Consider the following 25264-nt stretch of genomic DNA (forward strand, 5'->3'; position numbering starts at 1 on the left):
AGCGCTCAAACGCGACGCTCAAATGCGCGACGCTCAAAGACGGTCTCGCCGCCGCGCACCACGCGTGCACAGAGCGGACGGCCGATCCAGTAAGCCAGTTCCGCGAGCGACTGCACCGTCCACACGGCAAAGTCCGCGGGACGGCCAGCCCCGAGCGTGCCGTGACGCTCGGCGTCGCCGAAAGCCTGCGCGGCATGCCGCGTCACGCCCTGCAACACCTCCGGCACGGTCATGCGGAACAGCGTGGTTGCCATGTTCATCATGAGCAGCAGCGAGGTGGCGGGCGAAGTGCCCGGATTGCTGTCGGTCGAAATGGCGATCGGCACCTCGTAGCGCCGCAGCAAGTCGAGCGGCGGAAGCTGCGTTTCGCGGATGAAGTAGTACGCACCCGGCAGCAGCACTGCCACGGTGCCCGCTTGCTTCATGGCGGCGACGCCCGCTTCGTCGAGAAACTCCAGATGGTCGGCGGACAATGCGCCGTGACGCGCCGCGAGCGCCGCGCCGCCGCTATTGGAAAGCTGCTCGGCGTGCATCTTGACCGCGAGCTTGTGTCGCGCGGCTGCCTCGAACACGCGCTCGCTCTGAGCGAGCGAAAAGCCGATTCGTTCGCAGAACACATCGACGGCGTCCACGAGCCCCTCGTCAGCGAGCGCGGGAAGCATCCGTTCGCACACTTCGTCGATATAGTCGTCGGCGCGGCCCGCGAACTCGGGCGGCAACGCGTGCGCACCGAGAAACGTCGTACGCACCGTGACCGGATAACGCTCGCCAAGCTGACGCGCGACGCGCAGCATCTTGCGCTCGCTCGCCAGATCGAGGCCGTAGCCCGATTTGATTTCGACTGCCGTTACGCCTTCGGCGAGCAACGCTTCGAGGCGCGTTGCCGACTGCGCGAACAGCGCGGCTTCGTCCGCCGCGCGCGTGGCGCGCACCGTCGAGACGATGCCGCCACCCTGCCGCGCGATTTCTTCATAGCTCACGCCCGCAAGACGCTGAGCGAATTCATCGGCGCGCTGTCCGCCGTAGACGAGGTGCGTATGGCAATCGACGAGACCGGGCGTAACCCAAGCGCCGCCCAGATCGTCGCACGGCCACTCGGTGAACGGCGCGGGCAATTCCGCAGCGGCGCCGAGCCACGCGATCTTGCCGTCTTCCACGGCAATCGCCGCGTTCTCGACGACCTGGACCGGATCGCCATGCGGGCACAGGTTGAGGTTCTTCCAGAGAGTGCGTTTCATCAGGTATGCAAAGCATCGCGCGATGCCGTTTCCGTAGTGTCTTGCCGCGGCGCGTCCAGCACATCGAGCGCCACCGCGAGCAAGGCGCCCGCGCCGCGCGTGTCGATGTGCAAGGGGCGTTGCGCGTCGAGCGTATCGATGCGCAGCGTGTCGCCTGCTTCGAGGCGCACGTGCCGTTCGTTATCCACGTGCACGTCGTGCCGGCCTTGCGCACAGTAGAGCAACACCGTTTGCGCATGCATGCTGCGCGGCTCGTTTGCGCGCCACACTTCGAGCGTGCCGCGCGCCGCATCGCGGCGCACCATCAGGTTGAAGTCGCGCGTGGCGCCGTTCACGAGGCGCGCATCGATCGCGGCTTCGCCCGCGAAATGCGCAACGTCGAGAGGCTGCGTGAGCACATGCGTGTGACCCGCGTCGTCGAGCAGCATGCCCGCGCCTTCGAGCAGCACGAGCGTCCGGTCGACGCCCTCGAAACGCGAGAATGGCCCCGCCTGCGCGACATCGGCCACGCTCACGCGCCAGGCAAACGCGTCCTGTGACGCGCCAGCCCGCGATGCAGCGTGCGCCACCGCGATTTCGCGCGTGACGCCGCCGCCGTTCTTCCACGGCGACGCCACGAGCGCCGCGCCACGCAGCAGCGTGAGCCTGGCGGCCTGCACCGCGCCGCCTACCGGTTCGGCGCCGCTCATCGGCCGAGCATCGGCAGCTTGAGACCCGCCTCGCGTGCGGTTTGCTGTGCGAGTTCGTAGCCGGCATCCGCGTGACGCATCACGCCCGTGGCCGGATCGTTGTGCAGCACGCGGCCCAGACGCTCGTGCGCCGCCTGGGTGCCGTCCGCCACGATCACCACCCCCGAGTGCTGCGAGAAGCCCATGCCCACGCCGCCGCCGTGATGCAGCGAGACCCACGACGCGCCGCCCGCCGTGTTCAGCAGCGCATTGAGCAGCGGCCAGTCGCTCACCGCGTCCGAGCCGTCCTTCATCGATTCCGTTTCACGGTTCGGGCTCGCCACCGAGCCGGTGTCGAGGTGGTCGCGGCCGATCACGACCGGCGCCTTCAGCTCGCCGTTCTTGACCATTTCGTTGAACGCCTGGCCGAGACGATAGCGATCCTTCACGCCCACCCAGCAGATACGCGCGGGCAAGCCCTGGAACGCAATGCGCTCGCGCGCCATGTCGAGCCAGTTGTGCAGGTGCGGATCGTCCGGGATCAGTTCCTTGACCTTGGCATCCGTCTTGTAGATGTCCTCAGGATCGCCCGAGAGCGCCACCCAGCGGAACGGGCCCTTGCCCTCGCAGAACAGCGGGCGGATATACGCCGGCACGAAGCCCGGGAAATCGAAGGCGTTTTCCACGCCCATTTCGAGCGCCATCTGGCGGATGTTGTTGCCGTAGTCGAGCGTGGCCGCGCCGCGCTCCTGCAGCGTGAGCATCGCGCGCACCTGGTGGGCCATCGATTCCTTCGCCACCTTCACGATGCTTTCCGGCGCGACCTTCTGCGCCTCGCGCCACTGCTCCACGGTCCAGCCCTGCGGCAGGTAACCGTTGATCGGGTCGTGCGCGCTCGTCTGGTCCGTCACGCAGTCGGGCGTGATGCCGCGCTTCACGAATTCGGCGAACACGTCGGCGGCGTTGCCGAGCAGGCCCACCGAAACCGGCTTGCCCGTTTTCTTCGCGTCCTCGACGATGGCCAGCGCCTCGTCGATGGTCTTGGCCTTGCGGTCCACGTAGCGCGTCTTCAGGCGGAAGTCGATGCGCGTCTCGTCGCATTCCACCGCGATCATCGAGAAGCCCGCCATCGTCGCCGCGAGCGGCTGTGCGCCGCCCATGCCGCCGAGGCCGCCCGTGAGGATCCAGCGGCCCTTCGGGTCGCCGTTGAAGTGCTGGTTCGCGACCGAATAGAACGTCTCGTAGGTGCCCTGCACGATGCCCTGCGAGCCGATATAGATCCAGCTGCCCGCCGTCATCTGGCCGTACATCATGAGGCCCTTGCGGTCCAGTTCGTGGAAATGTTCCCACGTGGCCCAGTGCGGCACGAGGTTCGAGTTCGCGAGCAGCACGCGCGGGGCGTCGGCATGGGTGCGGAACACGCCCACGGGCTTGCCCGACTGGATCAGCAGCGTCTCGTCCTCGTTCAGGTCCTTGAGCGACGCGAGGATCTGGTCGAAGCACTCCCAGTTGCGCGCGGCGCGGCCGATGCCGCCGTACACCACGAGCGCATGCGGATGCTCGGCGACTTCGGGGTCCAGATTATTCTGGATCATCCGGTAGGCGGCTTCCGCCAGCCAGGTCTTGCAGACCTTCTCGCTGCCGCGCGGCGCGCGGATCGTGCGGGTCGGGTCGAGGCGCGGGTCGGTGAAGTTCGGTTGGTTCATTTGTTCGGGTCCGTCGAGTCTGGATAGCAAGCTGGAGGGCCGCGCCTGCGGATGTGCAATGAGCGCTGCAACGTGGGCTAAGTCTACCGCCGCAAAGTTGTATATACAACTCGTTTCAAAAAAACGTGGGTTAGTAGTTACCCTGGCGTAAACGCCGGGCGTCGGCAACGGTAGCGAAGACCGCACGGAAGATCCTGGTGAGATCTTTGTCTAGACAAGACGTCTGCAAACAGACTGGCACGATGAATGGCGTGCGGAGGCGGCCAGACCGCTCGCGCAAGCCAAAAATGCGGGAAGCAGGTAGGGGTCAGGGGGACGGAGCGCTGGGAATCAGGCGGCAAGGCGCGCTTGAGCGTTCTGTGGAGCGCGGTTCAGAAAGACAACAGCGGGAAACGAGCGGGCTCGCAGCCCCTGCTCAAACGGTGCCCGCCAGATGAAACCGCGAAGCGGGATGCCACAGGCGCACGGAAGTCGCCACGTGACGCCCCACCCATGTGCGCCGCAGCAACAGCAGGCAAGGCTCGCCGACTTCCATCTCGAGATACTGCCTCACGCGCGCATCGGGCTTCTGCGCGTAGATGCGAAACTCGGCGCGCTGGATCGGCGCGAGGCGCACCATGTAATGATTCGGCGTTTCGACGGTGAAGTCCTGGGCGAGGTAGTCGGGGAACACCTCGGGGTTCACGTAGCGGTCCTCGTACTGGATCGGCTCGCCCTCCTCGCTGTGCACGATGCGCGAGTGGAACACCGGCCCGGCGTCGAGTTCGAGCGCGGCGATCGCATTCGGATCGTCGCTCGACTCCAGCCCCAGCACGCGCGCTGCATGCCGATGACCGCGCGCCGCAATTTCGTCGGCGATATTGCGGATCTGCAGCACTGTCGATTCGTACTGGCGCGGCGCCACGTACGTGCCCGAGCCGCGCACGCGGTTCAGAACGCCCTCGGCCATCAGCTCGCGCAGCGCGCGCGACACCGTCATGCGCGCCACACCAAACTCTTTCACCAGTTCCGTTTCGGAAGGCACCACGTCGCCGGGCCCCAAGGCGCCGCTTTCGATCTGCGCGAGCACATGGCGCTTGATCTGCTCATAGGCGGGCAACGGGGCACTGCGGACCGTCTTTTTTTGCATGGTCTCGATCTTCGAATGAACGGGTGGTCGCCGCAGCGATGGCCGCCAGGCGCGGCGCCGGCTTGCAGCCTCAGGCGGCCACATTGTACCGCCCCTTAAAGCGGCTCCTACGCCGGCTCGGCGAGGAGCGCGGGCTGCCAGCGCGCGAGCAACACGCAGGCGCGCACGCCCCGCCCGTCCGCGCCCGGACTCAGGCTCACCGCGCCGCGATGCGACTGCGCGATCTCGCGCACGATCGCAAGACCCAGGCCGGTGCCTTCCGTCCCGACGGCGGCGCGGAAGAAAGGCTCGAAAACGCGCGCACGCGCTTCCGCGGGAATGCCCCGGCCGTCGTCGAGCACTTCGAGCGCGACCGTCTCGCCGCTTGCCCGCACCGACACCGTGACGTGCCCGCCAGCCGGCGTATAGCGCAGCGCGTTATCCACGAGATTGCTGACCATCGCGCGCAACAGTTCTCGATGCCCCTGCACCACCGCCTCGCCCGTCTCGCGCGGCAGCTCCGCGCCCAGATCGATGCCGCGCGTCTGCGCGAGCAGCGCGAGCGCCTCGACCACTTCGCGCGCGAGCTGCGCCATGTCGACGGGCGCGGCCGGCAATTGCGCGGGGTCGAGCGCCTCGGCCTGCGCGAGCAGGAGCAACTGGTTCGTGAGCGCGACCATGGAGCGGTTGCTCACGTGCATGGCCGCCAGCACTTCATCGAGCGCGGGATCGACCGCTTTTTGCTGGCGCGCGTATTGCAACTGCGTGCCGAGCAGCGTGAGCGGCGTGCGCAGCTGGTGCGCGGCATCGGCGATGAAGCGGCGCTGCGCCGCCGTCTGCGCCGAAAGGCGCGCAATGCATTGATTGATGGCATCCACGACGGGCCGCAGTTCGGCATGCAGCCCTTCGGCGCGAATGGGTTCGAGATGCGAAGGATCGCGGTCCGCCACATCGTTCTTGAGCTTCATGAGCGGACGCAGCTCGAACGTGAGACCGATGCAGGCGAGCGCCACGGCCAGCATCACCATGCCGATCTGGCGATAGAGCTGGGGACGCCACAGCGCCTCCACCATCGCGTCGCGCGAGCGCTCGGTCTTGCCGACCGAGATGCGCACGCGCCAGATGTGGCCGTTGTCGTACATGGAGCGCACCACGCTCACGGCGCGCACAGCCTGGCCGCGTAGATCCGCGTCGTACGCCACGGGCGAATCGACGGCCGGCGACGAGGCCGCATGCGGAAAGTCGGGCATGCCCGCGAGCAGCGAGCCGCCCTCCACGTGGACGTTGTAGAACACCTGATCCTGCTGCGGCGAGGCGAAGAGTTCGAGCGCGGCGGGCGGCACGTCGGCGCGCAGCGCGCCGTCGGCCCATTGCACGGAACCCGCGATCATGCGCGCGGACGACAGCAGCCTGCCGTCCTGCACGAGATCTGCAGTATTGCGCGCAGCGCGATACTCGGAGGTCGCCGTGAAACTCACGTAGAGCGCGAGCGGCACGAGCATCCACCACAGCAGGCGAACGCGCAGGCTACCCGTCATGTCGGCACGCGCAAGTCGTCATAGTGTTTCATCCTTCCTGCGCAGCAAATAGCCGAGACCGCGCAGTGTCACGATCACGGCCGAGCTGCCTTCGAGCTTCTTGCGCAGCCGTGAGACGTAGATTTCGATGGCGTCCTCGCTGGGTTCGTCGGCGAGCGTGAAGATCGCATCGACGAGCGCGGCCTTCGAAACGGTCTGCCCGAGGCGCAGCGCCAGCGTTTCGAGCACCGTGCGCTCGCGCGGCGTGACGTTCAGCGGCGCGCCCTTCAGCGTGAACTGGCGTGTGTTGAGATCGAACACGAGATCGCCGCAGGCGATTTCGTTCGCGCGCGCGGGCGTTTGCCGGCGAATCAGCACCTTGATGCGCGCCACCAGTTCGCGCACCTCGAACGGCTTGACGAGATAGTCGTCGGCGCCGGCGCCGAGCAGCTCCACCTTTTCGTCGATCGAGCCGCTTGCCGTAAGCACCATCACGGGCGTCGCGTCGCCACGCTGGCGCAGACGCCGCAGCACGTTCTTGCCCGAGAGCTTCGGCAAATTGAGGTCGAGCAGCACCACATCGTAGTGATTGGACCGCAGCAACTGGTCGGCGGCTTCGCCGTCCTGCACGGCGTCGAAGGCGAACGCCTGCTCCTCCAGCGTCTTGACGAGCCAGTGCGCAAGCGTCGGATTGTCTTCGATCAGCAGCAACTTCATGGGCGGGTACGGGCAAAGGCGAAGGCCGTTTCGGGGGAATCGATTGTGCCGTTGACGGCGCGCCGCCGCCCTGCGGGTTAACACGGACGGTTTTGCACGGCGCCCGAAGGCTGGCAGAAGGCTTACGGTTTTTATAATCGGCTCCATCCGCCAAAAAGCGCCGCATGCACGGCGCACACCTTCAGGAGACTCCACGATGCCCACCTTGCGCCAGATCGCCGCCGTATCGAGTGTCGCGCTTGCCCTCGCCGCCGGCTCCACGGCTGCTCACGCGGAAAAGATCACGATCATGGTTGGCGGCGCAACCAAGATCATCTATCTGCCCGCCAAACTGACCGAGCAGCTCGGCTACTTCAAGGACGAAGGCCTCGACGTCGAACTGCAGTCGCAGCCGGCCGGCGTGGACGCCGAGAACGAACTGCTCGCGGGGGCGGTGCAAGGCGTGGTGGGCTTCTACGATCACACCATCGACCTGCAGAGCAAGGGCAAGGAAGTACAGACGCTCGTGGTGTTCGGCCAGGTGCCGGGCGAAGTGGAAATGGTGTCGAACGCGGCGGCCGGCACGGTCAAGAGCATGGCCGACGTGAAGGGCAAGACGCTCGGCGTGACGGGCCTTGGCTCCTCCACGAGCTTCCTCACGCAGTACCTCGCGCAGCGCTCGGGCGTGCCCTCCAACCAGTACACGCTGCTGCCGGTGGGCGCGGACAACACCTTCGTCGCCGCGATCAAGCAGAACCGCATCGACGCGGGCATGACCACGGAGCCCACGGTCTCGCGCCTGCTGCAAACCGGCGACGCCAAGGTGCTCGTCGACATGCGCACGCTCGAAGGCACGCGCGCGGCGCTCGGCGGCACCTACCCCGCTTCGAGCTTCTACGTGCAGCGCGCCTGGGCGCAGTCGCACAAGGACGATGCGACGAAGCTCGCGCACGCGTTCTCGCGCACGCTCAACTTCATCGCCACGCATAGCGCCGACGAAATCGCCGCGAAGATGCCGAAGGACTACTACGGCAACAACAAGGATCTCTACGTGGCCGCGCTGAAGTCCTCGCTGCCGATGTTCACCAAGGACGGACGCATGCCCGCGGACGGCCCCGATACGGTGCTCAAGGTGCTCTCGGCGTTCAATCCTTCGGTGAAGGGCAAGCACATCGACCTCGCGAAGACTTACTCGAACGACTATCTGCCGGCTACGACCGCCACGGCGTCGAAGTGAACAACGCAATCGGCCCCACGTTCAGCCCACTGAAATAATGACTTCCTCCCATTCCCAAGGCACGCCGGCCATCGAGCTGAGCCACGTTTCGTGCCGCTTCATTTCACCGGACGGCAAGGCGACCGTCGCCCTGCGCGACTTCAGCATGTCGGTCGCGCGCGGCGAGTTCGTCGCGATCGTCGGGCCCACGGGCTGCGGCAAGTCCACCACGCTCAGCATGATCACGGGCCTGCTCAAACCCACCACGGGCGAAGTGCGCGTGATGGGCGCGCCGGTGAACGGCATCGATCCGCGCATCGGCTTCGTGTTCCAGGCCGACGCCGTGTTCCCGTGGCGCTCGGTGCTCGACAACGTGGCGGCCGGTCCGATTTATCGCGGCCGCTCGAAATCGGCGGCTTACGACGAAGCCAACGAATGGCTGCGCCGCGTGGGCCTCGCCAACTTCGGCAAGCACTATCCGCATCAGCTTTCGGGCGGCATGCGCAAGCGCGTGGCGCTTGCGCAGACGTTCATCAACAAGCCCGAAATCCTGCTGATGGACGAGCCGTTCTCGGCACTCGACATGCAAACCCGCACGCTCATGCAGGACGAACTGCTGCAACTGTGGGGCGGCACGGGCTCGGTGGTGTTCGTCACGCACGATCTCGAAGAAGCCATTGCGCTCGCCGACCGCGTGTTCGTGCTTACCGCGCGCCCGGCCACGCTCAAGAAGGTCTACGAGATCGACCTGCCCCGCCCGCGCGTGACATCCGAAATCCGCTACGCGCCGCACTTCGTCGAACTGTCGCGCCAGATCTGGCACGACCTGCGCGAAGAAGTGCAGATCGCTTAACACCGGAGCCGTTCACTATGTCCACCCCGCAACAAACCCTGCAGCAAGGCCTCGATACCGCCTCGCTCGACGCCGTCGAGCGCGCCGCGCAAAAGCGCATTCGTCAGCGCAATCTGCTAGTCATTTCCCTGCGTATTCTCGTGCTCGTCGTCGTGCTCGGCGGCTGGGAACTCGCCGCGCGCCTCAAATGGATCGACCCGTTCTTCTTCTCGATGCCCACGGCCATCTTCGACCAGATCATCGACTGGTTCGTGAACGGCACCTCGCAGGGGCCGCTGCTCACGCAGGTCTGGGTCACGCTGGAGGAAACGGGCCTCGGCTTTATCATCGGCTCGGTGGCCGGCGTGTTCTGCGGCATTGTGCTTGGCCGCAACAAGCTGCTCTCCGATGTGTTCAGCCTCTACATCAAGATCGCCAACTCGATCCCGCGTGTGGTGCTCGGCTCGGTGTTCGTCATCGCGCTGGGGCTCGGCATGGCGTCGAAAGTGGCGCTCGCCGTGGTGATGGTGTTCTTCGTCGTGTTCGCCAATGCATTCCAGGGCGTGCGTGAGGCGGACCGCTACATGATCGCCAATGCGCAGATTCTCGGCGCGTCGCGCCGCCAGGTGACGACCTCGGTCGTGATTCCCTCGGCGCTTTCGTGGATTCTCGCGAGCCTGCACGTGAGCTTCGGCTTCGCGCTGGTCGGCGCCGTGGTGGGCGAGTTCCTCGGCTCGAAGCAAGGCATCGGTTTGCTGATCTCGACGGCGCAGGGCGCGTTCAACGCAAGCGGCGTGTTCGCCGCGATGATCGTGCTCGCCGTGGTCGCGCTGGCCGCCGACTATGTGCTTACCGCGCTCGAGCATCGTTTGCTCAAGTGGCGGCCCACGCCTTCGAACTGATTCAAACCGGTTCCCCTGTCCGGGCCGTGTGAGGCGCAAGTCTCCTCGCCCGTGGTCCGCGGCGCACTGCCAGGTGCGCCGCGTTTTTTTATGGGCGTCGTGACGCGCAGCGTTACTTAGGCTGCGCAACCGTACGCAGATACGGCTTGAGCGTCTTGAAGCCCTGCGGATATTTCTGCTTCGCTGCATCGTCGGAAACCGAAGTCGGGATGATGACGTCGTCGCCCGGCTTCCAGTTCACCGGCGTCGCCACCGAATGCTTCGCGGTGAGCTGCAGCGAATCGAGCAGGCGCAGCACCTCGTCGAAATTGCGGCCCGAACTCATCGGGTAGACGAACATCGCCTTCACTTTCTTGTCCGGCCCGATGAGAAACACTGCGCGTATCGTGGCGTTGTCGGCCGCCGTGCGCGGGCTGACGCCGCTCGCGTTCGGGTGGATCATGTCGTAGAGCTTCGCGACGTGCAGATCCGGGTCGCCGATCATCGGATAATTGACGGCGCTCCCCTGCGTTTCCTCGATGTCCTTCGCCCACTTCGCATGGTCGCCCACCGGGTCGATGCTCAGACCGATGATCTTCGTATTGCGCTTGTCGAACTCCGGCTTGAGCTTCGCCATATAGCCGAGTTCCGTCGTGCAAACGGGCGTGAAGTCTTTCGGATGCGAAAACAGAATGGCCCATTGGTCGCCGATCCATTCGTGGAAATGGATCGTTCCTTCGGTGGTCTCCGCGGTGAAATCGGGTGCATCTTCTCCAAGACGAATCGTCATCTTCTGTCTCCTGAATGCAGTGATTTACAGCTCGTGAGGGTCTGTGCGCGCGCGAAAGTGATTCCCGCTTCTGCATTTTAGGTAGTCCGCGTGACGCTTATGAAAATCTTTATGATTTCATTGTTATTACAATACCCATACATTTAGCCATCTTTTAGCGTCAAAAACCTGCATCGGCACGCTAGCGCAGCCTTGACATCCACTCGGCATCAAGCGAATAATGCGTCGTTCGATAATCGAAACCATGTTCGAATCTCGAACATCGAGAATAACAATAACGGGCTGGCCGTCTTGCCGTGCAAATGCGCGCGTGCAAGGCGTGATATGAACCCGCTGCGCCGGGGCGGCATCGCCTCTCGCTGATGGAGGAGCCGCACCTGCCTCCCCGCCCACCGTGCGCCTGGCCCGCCAGCCGCACGGTGCCGGGACCGCCTGCAAGTCACGCCGATCCTGTCCGCTCCGGCCAGCCAGTAGCTACACGCTATAGCGCAAAGAGCATGAAAAGAGACCTCCAGACTGAAACGCGCGATTCCCGCCAGGGTGTCGTCGCCGCCCTCGTGTATGTTTTCGAGCGGGTCATGCCCGACCCCTTCGTTCTGTCCATCTGCCTCACCTTCTTCGTTGCGGTGCTGGCGCTCGTCATCGCGCCGCACGGCGATCTCCCCACGCTGCTCAGCTCCTGGTACGAAGGCACGTTCGGCATTCTCGGCTTCGCGCTGCAGATGATCCTGATCCTCGCCACGGGCTACGCCATTGCCGAAGCGCCCGTGATCCAGCGCGTCCTGCGCGCGCTCGCCGCCAAGGCGCAAACGCCGGCGCGCGCCGCGCTGCTGGTGTTTCCGGTGGTCGCCATCGCCGCGTGGCTCAACTGGGGCCTGGGCCTGATCGTGGGCGCGCTGCTCTCGCGTGAAATCGCGAAGCGCGTGAACGTAGACTTCGCGTGGCTCGTGGCCGGCAGCTATTCGGCATGGTCGATCTGCAATAGCGGGCTCTCCAGCTCGATTGCCCTTTCGCAGGCCTCGCACGGCAACGCGCTCAACCTCGTGGAAAAGGCGACGGGCCACGTGATTCCGCTCAGCCAGACCGTCTTCGCGCCGTTCGTCTTCATCCCCACCGTGCTCGTGGTGGTCGTGATGACGTTCATCTTCATCCGCATGCATCCGAAGCCCGAGCACGTGGCGCCGTTCAGCCAGGCGGCCGAAGCCGAGGCGAACGACGCCGGCGCCAGCGACGACCCGCACGCGCGCGTCGGCAACGGCACGCCTTCGTTCGCGTCGCGCCTCGAGCAGTCGATGCTCGGCACGCTGCTGCTGATCATGCTCGGCGCAGGCTATCTGGCGATGGAATGGAGCGAAAAAGGTTTCGATCTCGACATCAACACCACGATCCTGATCTTCCTGCTGATCGGCCTCGCACTGCAGCGCACGCCTATCGCCTACGCAAACGCCATTCGCCGCGCGGCGCGCCAGACCGGCTCCATGCTGCTGCAGTACCCCGTGTACGGCGGCATCATGGGCGTGATGAAGGGCACGGGCCTCGCCTCGATGATCGCCAAGGCCTTCGTCACGATCGCCACGCCGCTCTCGCTGCCGCTCTGGAGCTATCTGAGCTCGCTCATCATCACGCTGCTCGTGCCGAGCGCGGGCGGCCACTGGGCCGTGCAAGGGCCGTTCGTGCTGCCCGCCGCGCTGAGCCTGCACGCCTCGGTGCCGCGTACCGCCATGGGCGTGGCGATGGCCGAGAACGTCTCGAACATGCTGCAGCCGTTCTGGGCCGTGCCGATCGTCGCGATCGCGGGCATCCGCATCCAGCGCGTGATGGGGTATACCGCCGTGACGTTCGCCGTGTCGCTCGTGATCTACGCCGTCGCGCTCTGGCTCGTGCCCTGAGCGTCACGCGGTTGCGCCACGAAGGAAGGCGCTGCGCCGGCTGCTTTTAAGCGGTTCGGGCAGCGCCTTTCTTTATGCGGCGCGCGCGAGCCGCGCTGGCCTCGCGGCTCGCGAAGATCGGCGACAATGGACAAGCCTCGACGGCGGCACGCCGCCCCGAATCGATCTGCGATCCGCACCAGGAGACTGCCATGACCGCCAGCGCGCCGCCCTCCCCGGCCTCATCGTCTTCGTCAGGCTCCGGCGAAGACGGCGGCGAGCTCGATCCGCGTTTCGTCGAGTTCGCGCGCCAGGTGTTCGACACCGCGCGCCGCGGCGAATCCAACACGCTCGCCACGCTCATCGAACAGGGCCTGCCGCCGAATCTGCGCAACGAAAAAGGCGACAGCCTCGTGATGCTCGCGAGCTATCACGGCCACGCCGCCGCCGTCCGCACGCTCGTGCAGCACGGCGCCGACCCCAACCTGCGCAACGACAACGGCCAAACGCCGATCGCGGGCGCGGCCTTCAAGGGCTTTGCCGACGTGATCAGCGCCCTGCTGGAAAACGGCGCCGACGTGGAAGGCGCCTCGCCCGACGGCCGCACGGCGCTGATGATCGCCGCCATGTTCAACCGCTCCGATATCGTCGACCTGCTGCTGGCGCGCGGCGCGAACCCGGCGGCGCACGACGCCGCGGGCAACACCGCGCTCGACGCTGCGAACGCGATGGGCGCCGTGGACACGGCCGCCCGGCTCGCCGGGAGAGGCGGCGGCAAGAGCGCGTGAAAAGAACGTGAATCAAGGGGCGCGATGGGCAGGCACGCGAAACGCTGCAAAGCGCATAACGGCACGCAGCGCCCTGGTGTCACTCCTGGTTTGCATACAACGCGCCGCCAGGCGACGCTATCCATGTAACACCCGTGCGTGCAGCGCCAGTGCGGGGCAGGCGATTTTCCACGAGCCGTGATATCGTTTTGTCATCGGATTCGAAGTCTGCACGCACCCGTCAATCGAACTCTGTTACTTTCGCGAGCGTCGCCATGAGTGATGTACGCCACCATCTGAGTCCGCGCGATCGCGTGGAGCTGCTCTGCTGGCTCACCTGCGGGAGCCTCGGGGCCTACTATCTCAACGAATCCTGGCCCAATGCGGCCTTTCATGTCCAGGCGGCGCACAAGTGGCTCGACCGTCACGCGCGCGAGGCCGACTGGCTCGCGATTGCCCGCCTCGCCGCCATGGCGCAGGACATCGCGCAGCAGCACGCGTGGTTCGTGGATGCGGTCTGGGCGCGCGACGCCGTCGAGGAAATTCTCGACACCGACGACCTGAACTACCAGGCCAAGCTCGTCCTGCAAGTGCTCAAGGACTGCGAACGAGCGCTGGCCGACCGCCGCCCCGCCGACTAGGCCGGAACCCGATAAGCGGGGTTCCGCACACAGGCCCCGCGTTTCTCCATCAATTGATGGACGCGTGGCGGTTATCCTCAGAACATACTTCCGCTTGCAGCGCCGGCCCTTTTCCCTTTGCCGGCTGCTTGCCCACGCGGGAGAACCCAGATGACTCGCCCCCTCGCCCTGACGGTCGCCGCCGCGCTACTCGCGTTGGCGTCGGCGAGCCCCGCGGCGCTCGCGCAAACCGGCGGCCATGCAACCGCCCTCAACGCCGCCCGGCCCATCCAGCTGCAAAAAGTCGCGAAGCCGGCCCCCAAAGCCCAGCAGACCGCGAAAGCCCCCAAGGCTGCTCCGCAATCGCTGCGCTGGCTGATGTCGGAATCTCCATGAAACGAATCGGCGCGCCCGCGCCAGGTTCGCCCTTCGCCACCCCGCCTCGAAGCGCGGCCGTCGCGGCTCAGGACTGCGACGGCTTCGCGCTGTCTGCCGCCGGGGGCGGCGCTGCCGGCGTCCAGCCATAACCGAGCGCCTTGTACAGACTCACGATCTGCGCGAGCTCCTGATCCTGCAGCGACGACTGCTGCAACTGCGCATTGAAGAGACTGCGTTCGGCGTCGAGCACCTCCAGATAGCTCGTATAGCCTCCTTCGTACAGATCGCGCGCGACTGACGTGTATTCCGTGAGCGCAGCCACCTGGCGCGTCGTCGAATCCAGCTGATCGCGCGTGCGCGCCACGCCCACGAGTGCATTCTCGACATCGGCGAACGCCTGCTGGATCGTCTGCTCGTACGTGAAGAGCGCCTCCTGCTGCACGGCTTCGGCCTGATGCACGCCACCCGCGATCGCGCCGCCCTCGAAAATCGGCTGCGTGACCGCGCCCGCGAACGACCATACGCGCGCGGGGCCGGTCCAGAGCCCCGAGAGCGCCGTGCTCGCCGCGCCGAACAATCCCGTGAGCGAAATCTGCGGGAAATACAGCGCGCGCGCTGCGCCGATCGACGCATTCGCGGAAATGAGCGTTTGTTCGGCCTGCAAAATATCGGGCCGGCGCTCGAGCAGCGTCGACGGCAGGCCGGCGGGAACGGCGGGCGCGGCGAGCTCGGTGATCGACTTGCCGCGCGGAATCGGCCCCGGATTCTGGCCCAGCAGCAGCGAAATGGCGTCTTCCTGCGTCGCGATCTGCTGCTGGATCGAGTACACGGAGGTTTGTGCGGATTGGTACTCCGACTGCGCCTGGCTCACCTGCAACCTCGAAACGACACCGCCCGCATAGCGCTCGTTGAAGAGATCGAGCGCGCCCTTGCGGCTTTCGAGCGTGTCCTGCGCGATGACGAGCTGGTTGTCGAAGTCGCGCAACTGCAGATACGACGTGGCCACGTTCGCGATGATGGCGATGCGCGTGGCCTGCTGCGCGGATTGCGTGCTCAGATAATCGGCGCGCGCGGCTTCGGTGAGCCTGCGCAAGTGGCCGAACAAGTCGAGCTCCCAGGACACCGCGCCGTTCAGTTCCACCTGGTTGCCCACTACGGGCGGGAAGCCGGGTGCCGGCACGCCACGGCTGCGCGACCCACCGAAGTTCGCCGAAACCTGCGGAAACAGGCCCGCGCGCGTCACGACGTAGCGTCCGTAGAATTCCTCGACGCGTGCCGCCGCAATCAGCAGATCCTTGTTCTGGGTAAGCGCCCTCGCGACGAGGTCGTTGAGCACAGGGTCGTTGAACTGCGTCCACCAGTCGAGCGTGGTATCGACGGCTTCCGCCTGCGGCGACGCGTATCGAAACGTCGAGGGCGTCTCGACCGCCGGACGATGATAGTCGGGCCCGACCGCGCAGGCGCCAAGGCAAACCGTCGCGACGGCCAGCCCGAGCGGACGCAGCGCGCGATTCGTCAGATTCGAACGTGTCTTCATCGCTCAGCCCTCCTGCGAAGGCGGCGCCACGGGGGGCGTGCCGGCATGCGGCGTGGCATTCGCTTTCTTGCGCGACGATAGCGTTTCCAGTCCCCAGAAGAACATCGGAATGAAGAACAGCGCGATCACCGTGGCGCCGAGCATACCCGCGATCACGCCGGTGCCGAGCGAGCGCCGGCTCGCGGCCGATGCGCCGCTGGCGATGGCGAGCGGCACGCAGCCCAGGATGAAGGCGAGCGAGGTCATGATGATCGGCCGCAGACGCAGCTTGGCGGCGTGCAGCGCGGCCTCGTACGGCGACATGTTTTCCTTCTCGCGCATCTCGACGGCGAACTCGAAGATCAGAATGGCGTTCTTCGCCGCGAGCGCGATCAGCACGGTCAAGCCGATCTGGAAGTACACGTCGTTTTCCATGCCGCGCAGCAAGATGCCCACCAGCGCCCCAAAAATCGCGAACGGCACGGCCAGCAGCACGCCAACCGGCAGCGACCACTTCTCGTACTGCGCCGCGAGAATGAGGAACACCATCAGCAGTGCGAAGCCGAACACGAGCGCCGCCGTCGACCCGGCCTTCTTCTCTTCGTACGCCTGGCCGCTCCATTCGTAGCTGTAGCCGTCGCCCAGCACTTCGTTGGCGATCTGCTCCATCGCCGCGATCGCCTCGCCCGAGCTGCGGCCCGGCGCCGCGTCGCCGGTGATCTTCGCCGCCGGGAAGTTGTTGAAGCGGTTGACGATGTCAGGTCCAGGCACGAAACGCGAAGTCGTCACGGCCTTGATCGGCACCATGTCGTTGTTGCGGTTGCGCACATAGAGCTGCTGGATATCGTCCGGGCTCAAGCGGTACTGCGGCTCGGCCTGGATGATGACCTGGAACAGACGGCTGCCCTTCGGGAACTGGCTCACGTACAAGGAACCGAACATCGTCTGGAGTGCAGAATAGATGTCCTGAACCGGGACGCCGAGCGTTTCCGCCCGCTCGCGGTCCACTTCCACGAGCAACTGGCGAGAATTCGTGTTGATGGTCGAATTCACGCCTCGCAGAGCCGGGTTCTGGCGCGCCTTCGCAATCACCTGGCGCACCTTTTCTTCGAGCTGCTGATAGCTGCCGTCGCCGGTGCTCTGCAGCCAGAACTCGAAGCCGCCCGTTGTACCGAGGCCCGGAATCGACGGTGGATTGAGCGGCACGACCACGCCATCCTTGAACGTTGAGAAGGCCTTGGTGGCGTCGCGGATCAAGTCCTGCGCCGCGCCGTTTTCGCCGCGATCCTTGAAGCCCTTGAGCGTCACGAACAGCGTGCCAGCGTTCGACTTGTACTGCGAGTCGATCAGGCTGTAGCCGATCGGCGCCGCCACCGAACTTACGGCGGGCTGTTTCGCGAACCAGTCCTCCGCTTTCTTCGAAAGGTCGCCGGTGCGGTCCAGACTCGCCGCGTCGGGCATCACGACCGCGCCGAACAGATACCCCTGATCCTCCACGGGCAGGAACGACGATGGAATATGCCTGAACAGGCCGACGGTTGCGATCAGCATCACGACGATCAGGCCGATGGAGAGGATCACGCGGCGTATCGCGGTCTGCACCCAGCTGCCATAGCCCTCGGTCAGGCGCTCGAACTTCTCGTTGAACCAGCGGAAAAAGCGGTTCTTCTTGTGCTCGCCCGGCTTGAGCAGAATGGCTGCGAGCGCGGGCGAAAGCGTGAGCGCGACGATACCCGAAAGCACAACCGAGACCGCGATCGTCACCGCGAACTGCTTGTAGAGCTGTCCCGTGATGCCCGACAGAAACGCCACCGGTATGAACACCGCGAGCAGCACCAGCACGATCGCCACCACCGGGCCGCTCACTTCGTCCATCGCGCGCTTTGCTGCTTCCTTTGGAGGCAGCTTGAACTCGCTCATGTTGCGCTCGACGTTTTCGATCACCACGATCGCGTCGTCCACCACGATACCGATGGCCAGCACCATGCCGAACAACGTGAGCATGTTGATCGAGAAGCCGAACGCCTCCATGCCGATGAACGCGCCGATGATCGACACGGGCACCGCGAGCAGCGGCACGAGCGTCGCCCGGAAACTCTGCAGGAAGATGTACACCACGATGATCACGAGAATCACCGCATCGCGCAGCGTATGGACCACTTCGTTGATCGACTCGTGCACGAACTCGGTCGTATCGAGCGCGATTTCATACTTGAGGCCGGGCGGAAAGCTCTTGTTCAACTGCTCGAGTGTCTGACGCACCTGCTTGGCCACCTGCAGTGCATTCGCGCCCGGCTGCTGATACACGGCCAGCAGGGTGGCCGTTTTACCGTTGTAGCGGCCGCGCAGCGAATAGTCCTTGGCGCCCAGATCTGCGTGGCCGATGTCCTTGAGGCGCACGATCGCCGCATCGCCTGACGCCGCGCGCAGGATGATGTTGTCGAAGTCGGCGGGCTCCGTGAGGCGGCCCTTCGTCGTCACCGGGAAGGTCTGATTCACCGGTTTGGTGGTCGGCGCCTGGCCGAGTCGTCCCGCGGAGAACTGCTGATTCTGCTGCGCAATCGCGTTCTGCACGTCGGCCACGGTAATGCCGAGCTTGGCCATGCGGTCGGGCTTGAGCCACACGCGCATCGCATAGTCAGCAGAACCGAAGATCGACGCCTGGTTCGCGCCCGGAATACGCTTGAGCGCGTCGAGCACGTAGACGTTCGCGTAATTCGCCACATAGGCCGCATCGTAGGCGTTATCGGGCGAATAGATTGCAATCACCATCATGAACGCCGACGAGCGCTTCTGCACCGACACGCCCTGGGCCGTCACCGAGTCGGGCAGGAAAGGCAGCGCGAGATTCACGCGGTTTTGCACGTCCACCTGGGCGAGCGACGGATCGGTGCCGATATTGAAGTACACCGTGAGCGTCATGTTGCCCGTCGAGGAACTCGACGAGTTCATGTACATCATGTTGTCCGCGCCGTTCACCTGCTGTTCGATCGGCGCGGCCACGTTCTGCGCGACGATGTCGGCGCTCGCGCCAGGATACGTGGCGCTCACCGTAATGGTAGGCGGCGCGATGTCCGGAAACTGCGCGATCGGCAGGTTGAACATCGACACCAAACCGGCGACGACGAGCACGATCGAGAGGACCGACGCGAAAATTGGCCGGTCAATAAAGAAGTGAGAGAACTTCATCGTTCAGCCTCCCGCGGCGGGCGAGAACGTGACGTCCACGCGGCGGGATTTGTCGGGCGGATCGTTGGCGACGATCCGCGCCGGTTTGCGCATCTCGATGCGCTCGGTTTTCACGCCGGCCACGACCAGCGCGGCGCGCACCGTGCCTGCGCGGGCGGCCGCGAGACGCTGGTTCGCGGCTTGCGAGCCGCTCGAATCGGTATAGCCGGAAATCACCACGCGCATACCGGGCTCGGCCACCAGCCGGCGCGCCACGGCCGCAAGCGCGTCGGCCGACTGGGCGTCGAGGCTCGAACTGCCCGAAGCGAAATAAAGCGCGGTGCGTTCGCCCAGCACATCGGCAGCGCCGGATGCAGCGGTCGGTTGAGCGGCGCTCGTGCCCGCGTTGGCCTGAGCGTTGGCGTTGGCGTTGGCGTTGGCGTTGGCGTTGGCGTTAGCAGCCGCCGGGCCGGAAGCCCCGGCCGCACCCGCCTGCGCCCCGCCGCCTGCGCCGGCGTCGGGGCCGCCAATATTGACGGTTGCGGGCGGCGTGGCCACGAGATTCGCCTTGACCGGCGTACCTGGCATGAGCCGCAGCGTGTTGTCGATGACGACTTGATCGCCCGGACGCAAACCCGACTTGATCACCCAGTCGTTGCCGTTCCATTCACCCGTTTCCACCACGCGCTGCTGCGCCTTGCCGTCCTTGTCGACGGTCCACACATATGCGCCGCGCGGCCCTTGCTGCACCGCCGCCTGCGGCACGGCCACCGCGGAAGTCCGCAGCGCGCCCAGCAGCTTGATGCGCACGAACTGACCGGGCCGCAGCGACCCCGTGGGGTTAGGCATGGCGGCGCGAATCAGGTAGGTGCCGGTTTCCGAGCTGAGCGAGGCGTCGGTAAACGCGATGTGGCCGCGTTCCGGATAGATGGCGCCGTCCGCGAGCACGATCACCGCTTCGAGCTTGCCGACGGGCGGCAGCTTGAGCGTGCCGTTCTGCGTTTGCGTGCGCAGATTGAGCATCTCGTTCTCGGAGAGCGAGAAGTTGATCCACATGGGATCGAGCTTCGCCACGTAGGTGAGCAGGCTGTTGGTCGCATCGATATACGAACCGTCCTGCTTCTTCGCGAAGCTCGAAAGACCGGTAACGGGCGCGACGATCTTCGTATAGCCGAGGTTGAGCGTCGCGCTAGTGACATTCGCCCGCGCGCCTTCGACCGCGGCGGCCGCTGCCTGCTCCTGGCCGACCGAGTCGTCGAGATCCTTCTGGCTCAACGCGTTCTTCGCGGCGAGCGGACGCACCCGGTTGAGGTTGGCCTGCGCGGTGACGAGCCGCGCCTTCTGCTGCGCAAGCTCGGCCTGCGCGGCATCGAGTGCGGCCTCGAAGGGTTTGCGGTCCATGACGAACATCACGTCGCCCGCGTGGACCAGCGAGCCTTCGGTATAGACGCGCTTTTCGAGGAAGCCGTTCACGCGCGCGCGAATTTCGACCTGCTGGGAGCTTTCTGTCTGCCCTACATATTCGAAGACCACCGGCACGTCGCGCAGCGCAACGTTGATCACGTCGACGTTTGCGGCAGGTCGTGTTTCAGCAGCAGGTTTGTTGTCATGACATGCAACAACGCTTACCAGCAATCCCAGCGACAGGCACAAGCTGGCCACCCGAAATCCGTGAGTCATGCGGTTCTCCGTTGTTATCGACGATCTGCGCTGGACCGACGAACCCCCAGGCGCGCGCGGGCGATCGATTCGAATCAGATCGCCAAACTGGCTTTGGTGCTCGAGCGAATACTACTGTTTTTCGGGAGAACGCAGAATCAGGACGGCCAAAAAGTCGCACGCGATGACAAGATCAGCACTCACGGAGCAATAGTGATCGGATTCATTTCGAAATGCGAAATGAAGGTAGGCTAATAGTTTGGTAACTTTCGCATGAATGTGCGCAACGCTTGCGTAGGGACAAAGGGAGAGCGCAAAAAAGCGGAGATTGCGGACGCACCGAACGTGCGTCGCGCGAAGGGCGAGCGGCAGAACAGCCAGGCGCGTCGCAGCCGTCGCAGCGGCGGTTGCGACACGCGTTGTGAATCAGGCGGCGCGATCGAGCCGGCGCACCGAGCCGAACTCCGCACACGAAAGCGTGCGCATCAGCAGCGCCATGGCCTCGGCCACGCGGCGGCGATCGAGCTCGACGTGCAGGCAAGCGAGATCGCTGCGGCGATCGATATCGATTGTATGCACGCCGAGCGCGCTGCCAACCAGACCATGCAGCGTGCAACGAGCGAGTTGCGCTTCGCTCGTGGGCACGCGCACGACCAGCTGCACTGTCGGGCGATGGGTTGTCGGATGAACGGGCTTGCGCGAATTGTGCAGCGAGCGAACAGGCCGCGGCGTGGCGGCGGAGCGGGAACCTCGGGAAATCGGGCCCGGCGAGACGATAGACGGCATAGGGGTTGTGCGCACGCCGCCGTTCGGGGCGGCGCGCTTGAGTTGAACACGAACCGATTCTAGGCAGCGCGCCGTAAACGTCGGGTAAATAAGCCCTGCACAGCCGCTAAAAGTGCGTAGCGGCGGAATAGAAAAGCCCTAATCGAGCGGACGGCCCGCCGGCTCGCGAATGAGCGGCAGCGCGAGCAGCGAGACCGCGCCGCAGCCGATCAGATACCACGCGGGCGCGAGCGGATTGTCGAGCAGCTTGATGAGCCAGGTCGCGAAGAACTGCGCGAAGCCGCCGAAGATCGACACGCCCACGCAATAGACCACCGACATGCCCGTCACGCGAATCGACTGAGGAAAGAGTTCGGGCAGCATCACGATATTGGGGACCGCCGTGAACGCGACGATCGCCCCCAGCACGGCCACGACCGCGAGCACGGTTGGGATGGTTGGCACGGCGTGAATGACCATGAAGGCCGGATAGATCACGGCGATCAGCAGCACGCGCGAGACCCCCATCACCCACTTGCGGCCCAGGCGGTCGGAGAGCGAACCGGCGAACGGCGAGCAAATCGCCGTGACGAGCGCCGCAACGAGCGCCGCGCTCATGCCGACCGACATCGGCAGGCCGAGAATCTTGATCGCATAGGTCGACATGTAGAACAGCACGATATAGTTCGCCGCCGTGCCGCCGATGGTTGTGACGACGCCCGCTACGAGCGCCGTGCGATGACGCCCGAAAATCTCGCGCAGCGGCCGCGCCACGTCGGCCATGGGTTCGGCGTCTTCGACTTCGACCGGGTTCGCGAGCGTCTCGTCGAGATGACGGCGGATATACACGCCCACGGGCACGACCAGCATGCCGATCACGAACGGCACGCGCCAGCCCCAGCTTTCGAGCGCCGCCTGCGAGAGCAGGGTGGACAGCGCCACGCCGATGAGCGCGCCGCACACGGTGTTCAGCCCCTGGCTCACGAACTGCCAGCTGCCGTAAAAGCCGCGCGAGCGGTCGTCGGCGTATTCGAGCAGGAGCGACGTCGAGGCGCCCACTTCGCCGCCTACCGCGAAGCCTTGCACGAGACGCGCGAGCAGGATCAGTGCGGGCGCCGCGAGCCCGATCTGCGCATAGGTGGGCGCGAACGCGATCAGCGCGGAGCCGAGCGCCATGAGCCAAAGCGTGAGCGTCATGGCGGCCTTGCGGCCCACGCGGTCGGCAAACGCACCGATCACGATGCCGCCGATCGGACGCACGACGAAACCTACGCCGAAGCTGCCCACGGCGAGCATCAACTGATTCAGCGAGCCATGCACCGGGAAGTACAGTGAGCCGATGATCGAGGCAAAGAAGCTGTAGACCGTGAAGTCGAAGAACTCGAGCCCGTTGCCGAGCGTGATCGCGAAGATGGCCTTCGCGCGCGAGCGGCGCGTGGAAGCCGGGGCGGCAGCGGCCGGCGCCTGAATCGACGTGGCGTTCATCGGGTGTCTCCTCGTATGTCTCGTGTCTCGTATCGTGGTGCGTTTGGCCGCCGGCTTCGGGCTTCAGCCGCGCAGGAAGCGTTCGGCTAGCTGCACCCAGTATGCCGCGCCGGTGGCGAGGCAGTCGTCGTTGAAGTCGTAGCCGGGGTTGTGCACCATGCAGCCGCCCTCCCCGTCGCCGTTGCCGATGATGAGATAGCTGCCCGCGCAGCGCTCGAGCAGGAACGAGAAGTCCTCGCTGCCGGTGAGTGGCGCCATGTCGTGAATGAGCCCTCCTTCGCCGAGCCAGTCGCGCGCCACGTCCTGCGCGAACGCGGTCATCGCCGCGTCGTTCACGAGCACCGGGTAGCGGCGCTGGTAGTCGATGCGCGCCGTCGCGCCGTAGGCGCTCGCGTGCGCGTGCACGAGCGCGGTGATGCGCTCCTGCAGCAGGTCGCGCACTTCGGGGCGCAGCGCGCGCACCGAGAGGCGCATCTGCGCGGTTTGCGGAATCACGTTGGGGGCGTCGCCCGAATGGATCGCGCCCACGGTGACGATCGCCATGTCGAGCGGCGGCACGTTGCGCGACACGATGGTCTGCAGCGCGAGCACGACGTTGGCGCACACCACCACCGGGTCGATCGCCTTATGCGGCACCGCGCCATGACCGCCGCGCCCGTCGATGTCGATGATGACCGTGTCCGACGAAGCCATGAACGGCCCCGCGCGAAAGCCGAGCTTGCCCGTGGGGAAGCCCGGCATGTTGTGCATGGCGAACACGGCGTCGCACGGAAAACGCTCGAAAAGGCCTTCGTCGAGCATACGCTTGGCGCCGCCGAGGCCTTCTTCGGCGGGCTGGAAAATGAGGTGCAGCGTGCCGCTGAAGTTGCGCGACTGCGCGAGATGTTTCGCCGCCGCGAGCAGCATGGCCGTATGGCCGTCGTGGCCGCACGCGTGCATCTTGCCCGGAATGCGGCTCGCGTAGTCGAGGCCGGTGTTTTCGTGGATGGGGAGCGCGTCCATGTCGGCGCGCAGGCCGAGGCGTTGCTTGCCGTCGCCCACCTTGAGCGTGCCCACGACACCGGTGCCGCCCAGCCCCCGATGCACCGCGTAGCCCCACTCAGTCAGGCGCTGCGCAACGAGGTCGCTCGTGACGAACTCTTCGAAGCCCAGTTCGGGATGCGCGTGGATCTCGTGGCGCAGCGCGATCATCTCTTCTTCGATCGCGGCGATTGCGGCCGGGATAGCCATCGTGTTCATACGAATTCTCTCCAGGGCGAGCATGAGTGTGAATTCGCTTGAGAATAATGACGTCTCTTTTTGGCCGACAGCCCTAAAATAGTTGGCCCGCCAACCAGAAGTGCGCACTCGGGTTATCCCTATGAAGTTCCACCAGTTCCGCGCGCTCGTCGCCATGGCCGATACCGGCAGCATTCGTGCGGCCGCGCGCGCGCTTGGCATCTCGCCGGCGGCGGCAACGAAAGCGGTACGCGAGCTCGAAGCCGAGCAGCAAATCGCGCTCGTCACGCGCAATGCGAACGGCATCGCCTTCACGGAAGCGGGCCAGGCGCTGCTCGTTCATGCGCGGCTGGTCGTGCATCAGATGTCCCGCGCTCAGGACGAACTCGATGCGCGGCGCGGGCGCGGCGGCGGCAAGCTCGCGATCGGCGTGACGCCGTGGCTCGCCCTCTCCTTTCTGCCGGACGCCGTCACGCTGTTTCGAGAGCGCATGCCCGGCATGCAGCTGGAGTTCTACGAAGGCCTGCTCAATATCGTGATGCCGCGGCTGCGCGACGGCTCGCTCGACTTCTCGCTAGGCAAGCCCGGGCCCGCTTCGCTGCATGCAGAATTCACGCAGACGCCGATCTTCGCCACGGAGTCGGCCGTGGTGGTGCGCAAGGACCATCCGCTCTCGCATGCGCAATCGCTGAAAGAACTTCAGGATTGCGAATGGTTGCTCAACTGGGACCCGGCCAGCAAGGAGATGATCGCCGACGACGTCTTCCTGCGTCACGGCCTGCCGATGCCGAACAATGTGCACCTGGCACACTCGTTCGTGGTGGCGATGGGGCTTATCATGAACACGGATATGGTGAGTATCTTTCCGTGGCCGCTGGTGGAAACGCGGTTTGCGCGCGACAATTTGCGTGCGCTCGCGCTTCAGGAGGAGGTGGATCGCACGGTGGTGAGCGTGGTTGCCCGGCGCGGTGTGCCGCTTTCCGCTGCCGCTGAATGCTTTCTGGAATGCCTCAAGGTCGCGATTCATGCGGGGGAGGCTTCGGCTAATCCTGAGCGCAGGCGGCTTTATCACTCGCTTGAGTTGCTGATTTGATTGGTTGCTTTTTTGTCTTTGTTCTGGGTTTTTTGGCCTTTCCTTGATCTCGCGTCGGTGCGCATGCGTTGCCCC

Annotated in this window: 21 protein-coding genes; 8 read left to right on the forward strand and 13 right to left on the reverse strand. The window is 65.3% G+C overall.

What is annotated here, in order from left to right; genetic code table 11:
• Positions 1 to 5: 5 nt before the first annotated feature.
• From hutI to M3I53_RS08940, 6 genes are all read right to left on the reverse strand, one after another.
• Entirely contained in the window at positions 6 to 1238 is a 1233-nt protein-coding gene (gene hutI / locus M3I53_RS08915) for an imidazolonepropionase (RefSeq protein WP_254315578.1), read from the reverse strand.
• On the reverse strand, positions 1238 to 1927 hold the full coding sequence (locus M3I53_RS08920) for a HutD family protein (protein WP_254315579.1): 690 nt from the start codon (positions 1925 to 1927) through the stop codon (positions 1238 to 1240). Before M3I53_RS08920 ends, hutI begins: the two co-directional genes overlap by 1 nt.
• Positions 1924 to 3612, reverse strand: coding sequence for a urocanate hydratase (gene hutU / locus M3I53_RS08925; RefSeq protein ID WP_254315580.1), 1689 nt, complete (start codon positions 3610 to 3612; stop codon positions 1924 to 1926). Before hutU ends, M3I53_RS08920 begins: the two co-directional genes overlap by 4 nt.
• Before the next feature lie 415 nt (positions 3613 to 4027).
• Positions 4028 to 4741, reverse strand: coding sequence for a histidine utilization repressor (gene hutC, locus M3I53_RS08930; RefSeq protein ID WP_254315581.1), 714 nt, complete (start codon positions 4739 to 4741; stop codon positions 4028 to 4030).
• Positions 4742 to 4848: 107 nt separating this feature from the next.
• The gene (locus tag M3I53_RS08935; protein WP_254315582.1) at positions 4849 to 6258 is read right to left on the reverse strand and encodes a sensor histidine kinase; all 1410 of its coding nucleotides are present in this window, start codon (positions 6256 to 6258) and stop codon (positions 4849 to 4851) included.
• 18 nt (positions 6259 to 6276) lie between these two features.
• Positions 6277 to 6954 carry a response regulator gene (locus tag M3I53_RS08940; RefSeq protein ID WP_254315583.1) on the reverse strand — a complete coding sequence of 226 codons (678 nt, stop codon included), beginning with the start codon at positions 6952 to 6954 and terminating at the stop codon, positions 6277 to 6279.
• A 196-nt stretch (positions 6955 to 7150) separates the two neighbouring features.
• Here M3I53_RS08940 and M3I53_RS08945 point away from each other — a divergent pair, with 196 nt between their 5' ends.
• Genes M3I53_RS08945 through M3I53_RS08955 form a run of 3 tightly spaced genes read left to right on the forward strand, consistent with a single transcriptional unit; the run spans position 7151 to position 9883 of the window.
• Entirely contained in the window at positions 7151 to 8170 is a 1020-nt protein-coding gene (locus M3I53_RS08945; RefSeq protein ID WP_254315584.1) for an ABC transporter substrate-binding protein, read from the forward strand.
• Between the two features lie 37 nt (positions 8171 to 8207).
• Positions 8208 to 9002: an ABC transporter ATP-binding protein gene (locus tag M3I53_RS08950; protein WP_254315585.1), complete on the forward strand. Its 795-nt coding sequence runs from the start codon at positions 8208 to 8210 to the stop codon at positions 9000 to 9002.
• Positions 9003 to 9019: 17 nt separating this feature from the next.
• Entirely contained in the window at positions 9020 to 9883 is an 864-nt protein-coding gene (locus tag M3I53_RS08955) for an ABC transporter permease (protein WP_254315586.1), read from the forward strand.
• 112 nt (positions 9884 to 9995) lie between these two features.
• Here the strand turns inward: M3I53_RS08955 and M3I53_RS08960 are convergent, their stop codons facing one another.
• The gene (locus tag M3I53_RS08960) at positions 9996 to 10652 is read right to left on the reverse strand and encodes a peroxiredoxin (protein WP_254315587.1); all 657 of its coding nucleotides are present in this window, start codon (positions 10650 to 10652) and stop codon (positions 9996 to 9998) included.
• A gap of 497 nt (positions 10653 to 11149) precedes the next feature.
• Here M3I53_RS08960 and M3I53_RS08965 point away from each other — a divergent pair, with 497 nt between their 5' ends.
• The 4 genes from M3I53_RS08965 to M3I53_RS08980 all read left to right on the forward strand — a co-directional run bounded on the left by M3I53_RS08965 (position 11150) and on the right by M3I53_RS08980 (position 14303).
• Entirely contained in the window at positions 11150 to 12541 is a 1392-nt protein-coding gene (locus tag M3I53_RS08965; protein ID WP_254315588.1) for a short-chain fatty acid transporter, read from the forward strand.
• A gap of 191 nt (positions 12542 to 12732) precedes the next feature.
• Positions 12733 to 13308: an ankyrin repeat domain-containing protein gene (locus M3I53_RS08970; RefSeq protein ID WP_254315589.1), complete on the forward strand. Its 576-nt coding sequence runs from the start codon at positions 12733 to 12735 to the stop codon at positions 13306 to 13308.
• A gap of 254 nt (positions 13309 to 13562) precedes the next feature.
• A complete protein-coding gene (locus M3I53_RS08975) occupies positions 13563 to 13928 on the forward strand; it encodes a hypothetical protein (RefSeq protein ID WP_028205078.1) in 366 nt (121 codons plus the stop codon).
• Between the two features lie 150 nt (positions 13929 to 14078).
• Positions 14079 to 14303, forward strand: coding sequence for a hypothetical protein (locus M3I53_RS08980; protein ID WP_254315590.1), 225 nt, complete (start codon positions 14079 to 14081; stop codon positions 14301 to 14303).
• A gap of 67 nt (positions 14304 to 14370) precedes the next feature.
• Here the strand turns inward: M3I53_RS08980 and M3I53_RS08985 are convergent, their stop codons facing one another.
• The 6 genes from M3I53_RS08985 to M3I53_RS09015 form a co-directional block, all read right to left on the reverse strand.
• Entirely contained in the window at positions 14371 to 15822 is a 1452-nt protein-coding gene (locus tag M3I53_RS08985) for an efflux transporter outer membrane subunit (RefSeq protein WP_254315591.1), read from the reverse strand.
• A 3-nt stretch (positions 15823 to 15825) separates the two neighbouring features.
• On the reverse strand, positions 15826 to 18990 hold the full coding sequence (locus M3I53_RS08990) for an efflux RND transporter permease subunit (protein WP_254315592.1): 3165 nt from the start codon (positions 18988 to 18990) through the stop codon (positions 15826 to 15828).
• A gap of 3 nt (positions 18991 to 18993) precedes the next feature.
• Positions 18994 to 20532 carry an efflux RND transporter periplasmic adaptor subunit gene (locus M3I53_RS38420; protein ID WP_309249493.1) on the reverse strand — a complete coding sequence of 513 codons (1539 nt, stop codon included), beginning with the start codon at positions 20530 to 20532 and terminating at the stop codon, positions 18994 to 18996.
• Positions 20533 to 21054: 522 nt separating this feature from the next.
• Positions 21055 to 21279: a sugar ABC transporter permease gene (locus M3I53_RS09005; protein ID WP_254315593.1), complete on the reverse strand. Its 225-nt coding sequence runs from the start codon at positions 21277 to 21279 to the stop codon at positions 21055 to 21057.
• Positions 21280 to 21552: 273 nt separating this feature from the next.
• The gene (locus tag M3I53_RS09010; protein ID WP_254315594.1) at positions 21553 to 22878 is read right to left on the reverse strand and encodes an MFS transporter; all 1326 of its coding nucleotides are present in this window, start codon (positions 22876 to 22878) and stop codon (positions 21553 to 21555) included.
• A 63-nt stretch (positions 22879 to 22941) separates the two neighbouring features.
• A complete protein-coding gene (locus M3I53_RS09015; RefSeq protein WP_254315595.1) occupies positions 22942 to 24117 on the reverse strand; it encodes a M20 aminoacylase family protein in 1176 nt (391 codons plus the stop codon).
• 121 nt (positions 24118 to 24238) lie between these two features.
• On the opposite strand from M3I53_RS09015, the gene M3I53_RS09020 reads away from it, so the two are divergent.
• A complete protein-coding gene (locus tag M3I53_RS09020) occupies positions 24239 to 25189 on the forward strand; it encodes a LysR substrate-binding domain-containing protein (RefSeq protein ID WP_254315596.1) in 951 nt (316 codons plus the stop codon).
• Positions 25190 to 25264: the final 75 nt, after the last annotated feature.

The organism is Paraburkholderia sp. CNPSo 3272 (assembly GCF_024206495.1).
In the GTDB taxonomy this organism is placed as follows: Bacteria; Pseudomonadota; Gammaproteobacteria; order Burkholderiales; family Burkholderiaceae; genus Paraburkholderia.

Excerpts from the sequence above, each read along its gene's own strand:
- M3I53_RS08965 (WP_254315588.1), top strand. The coding sequence starts at position 11,150 with ATGAAAAGAGACCTCCAGACTGAAACGCGCGATTCCCGCCAGGGTGTC.
- M3I53_RS08975 (WP_028205078.1), top strand. The coding sequence starts at position 13,563 with ATGAGTGATGTACGCCACCATCTGAGTCCGCGCGATCGCGTGGAGCTG.
- M3I53_RS08955 (WP_254315586.1), top strand. The coding sequence starts at position 9,020 with ATGTCCACCCCGCAACAAACCCTGCAGCAAGGCCTCGATACCGCCTCG.
- M3I53_RS08935 (WP_254315582.1), bottom strand. The coding sequence starts at position 6,258 with ATGACGGGTAGCCTGCGCGTTCGCCTGCTGTGGTGGATGCTCGTGCCG.
- M3I53_RS08940 (WP_254315583.1), bottom strand. The coding sequence starts at position 6,954 with ATGAAGTTGCTGCTGATCGAAGACAATCCGACGCTTGCGCACTGGCTC.
- M3I53_RS09020 (WP_254315596.1), top strand. The coding sequence starts at position 24,239 with ATGAAGTTCCACCAGTTCCGCGCGCTCGTCGCCATGGCCGATACCGGC.
- M3I53_RS08980 (WP_254315590.1), top strand. The coding sequence starts at position 14,079 with ATGACTCGCCCCCTCGCCCTGACGGTCGCCGCCGCGCTACTCGCGTTG.
- hutU (WP_254315580.1), bottom strand. The coding sequence starts at position 3,612 with ATGAACCAACCGAACTTCACCGACCCGCGCCTCGACCCGACCCGCACG.
- M3I53_RS09010 (WP_254315594.1), bottom strand. The coding sequence starts at position 22,878 with ATGAACGCCACGTCGATTCAGGCGCCGGCCGCTGCCGCCCCGGCTTCC.
- M3I53_RS08990 (WP_254315592.1), bottom strand. The coding sequence starts at position 18,990 with ATGAAGTTCTCTCACTTCTTTATTGACCGGCCAATTTTCGCGTCGGTC.
- hutI (WP_254315578.1), bottom strand. The coding sequence starts at position 1,238 with ATGAAACGCACTCTCTGGAAGAACCTCAACCTGTGCCCGCATGGCGAT.
- hutC (WP_254315581.1), bottom strand. The coding sequence starts at position 4,741 with ATGCAAAAAAAGACGGTCCGCAGTGCCCCGTTGCCCGCCTATGAGCAG.
- M3I53_RS08985 (WP_254315591.1), bottom strand. The coding sequence starts at position 15,822 with ATGAAGACACGTTCGAATCTGACGAATCGCGCGCTGCGTCCGCTCGGG.
- M3I53_RS08970 (WP_254315589.1), top strand. The coding sequence starts at position 12,733 with ATGACCGCCAGCGCGCCGCCCTCCCCGGCCTCATCGTCTTCGTCAGGC.
- M3I53_RS08920 (WP_254315579.1), bottom strand. The coding sequence starts at position 1,927 with ATGAGCGGCGCCGAACCGGTAGGCGGCGCGGTGCAGGCCGCCAGGCTC.
- M3I53_RS08945 (WP_254315584.1), top strand. The coding sequence starts at position 7,151 with ATGCCCACCTTGCGCCAGATCGCCGCCGTATCGAGTGTCGCGCTTGCC.
- M3I53_RS08960 (WP_254315587.1), bottom strand. The coding sequence starts at position 10,652 with ATGACGATTCGTCTTGGAGAAGATGCACCCGATTTCACCGCGGAGACC.
- M3I53_RS09015 (WP_254315595.1), bottom strand. The coding sequence starts at position 24,117 with ATGAACACGATGGCTATCCCGGCCGCAATCGCCGCGATCGAAGAAGAG.
- M3I53_RS08950 (WP_254315585.1), top strand. The coding sequence starts at position 8,208 with ATGACTTCCTCCCATTCCCAAGGCACGCCGGCCATCGAGCTGAGCCAC.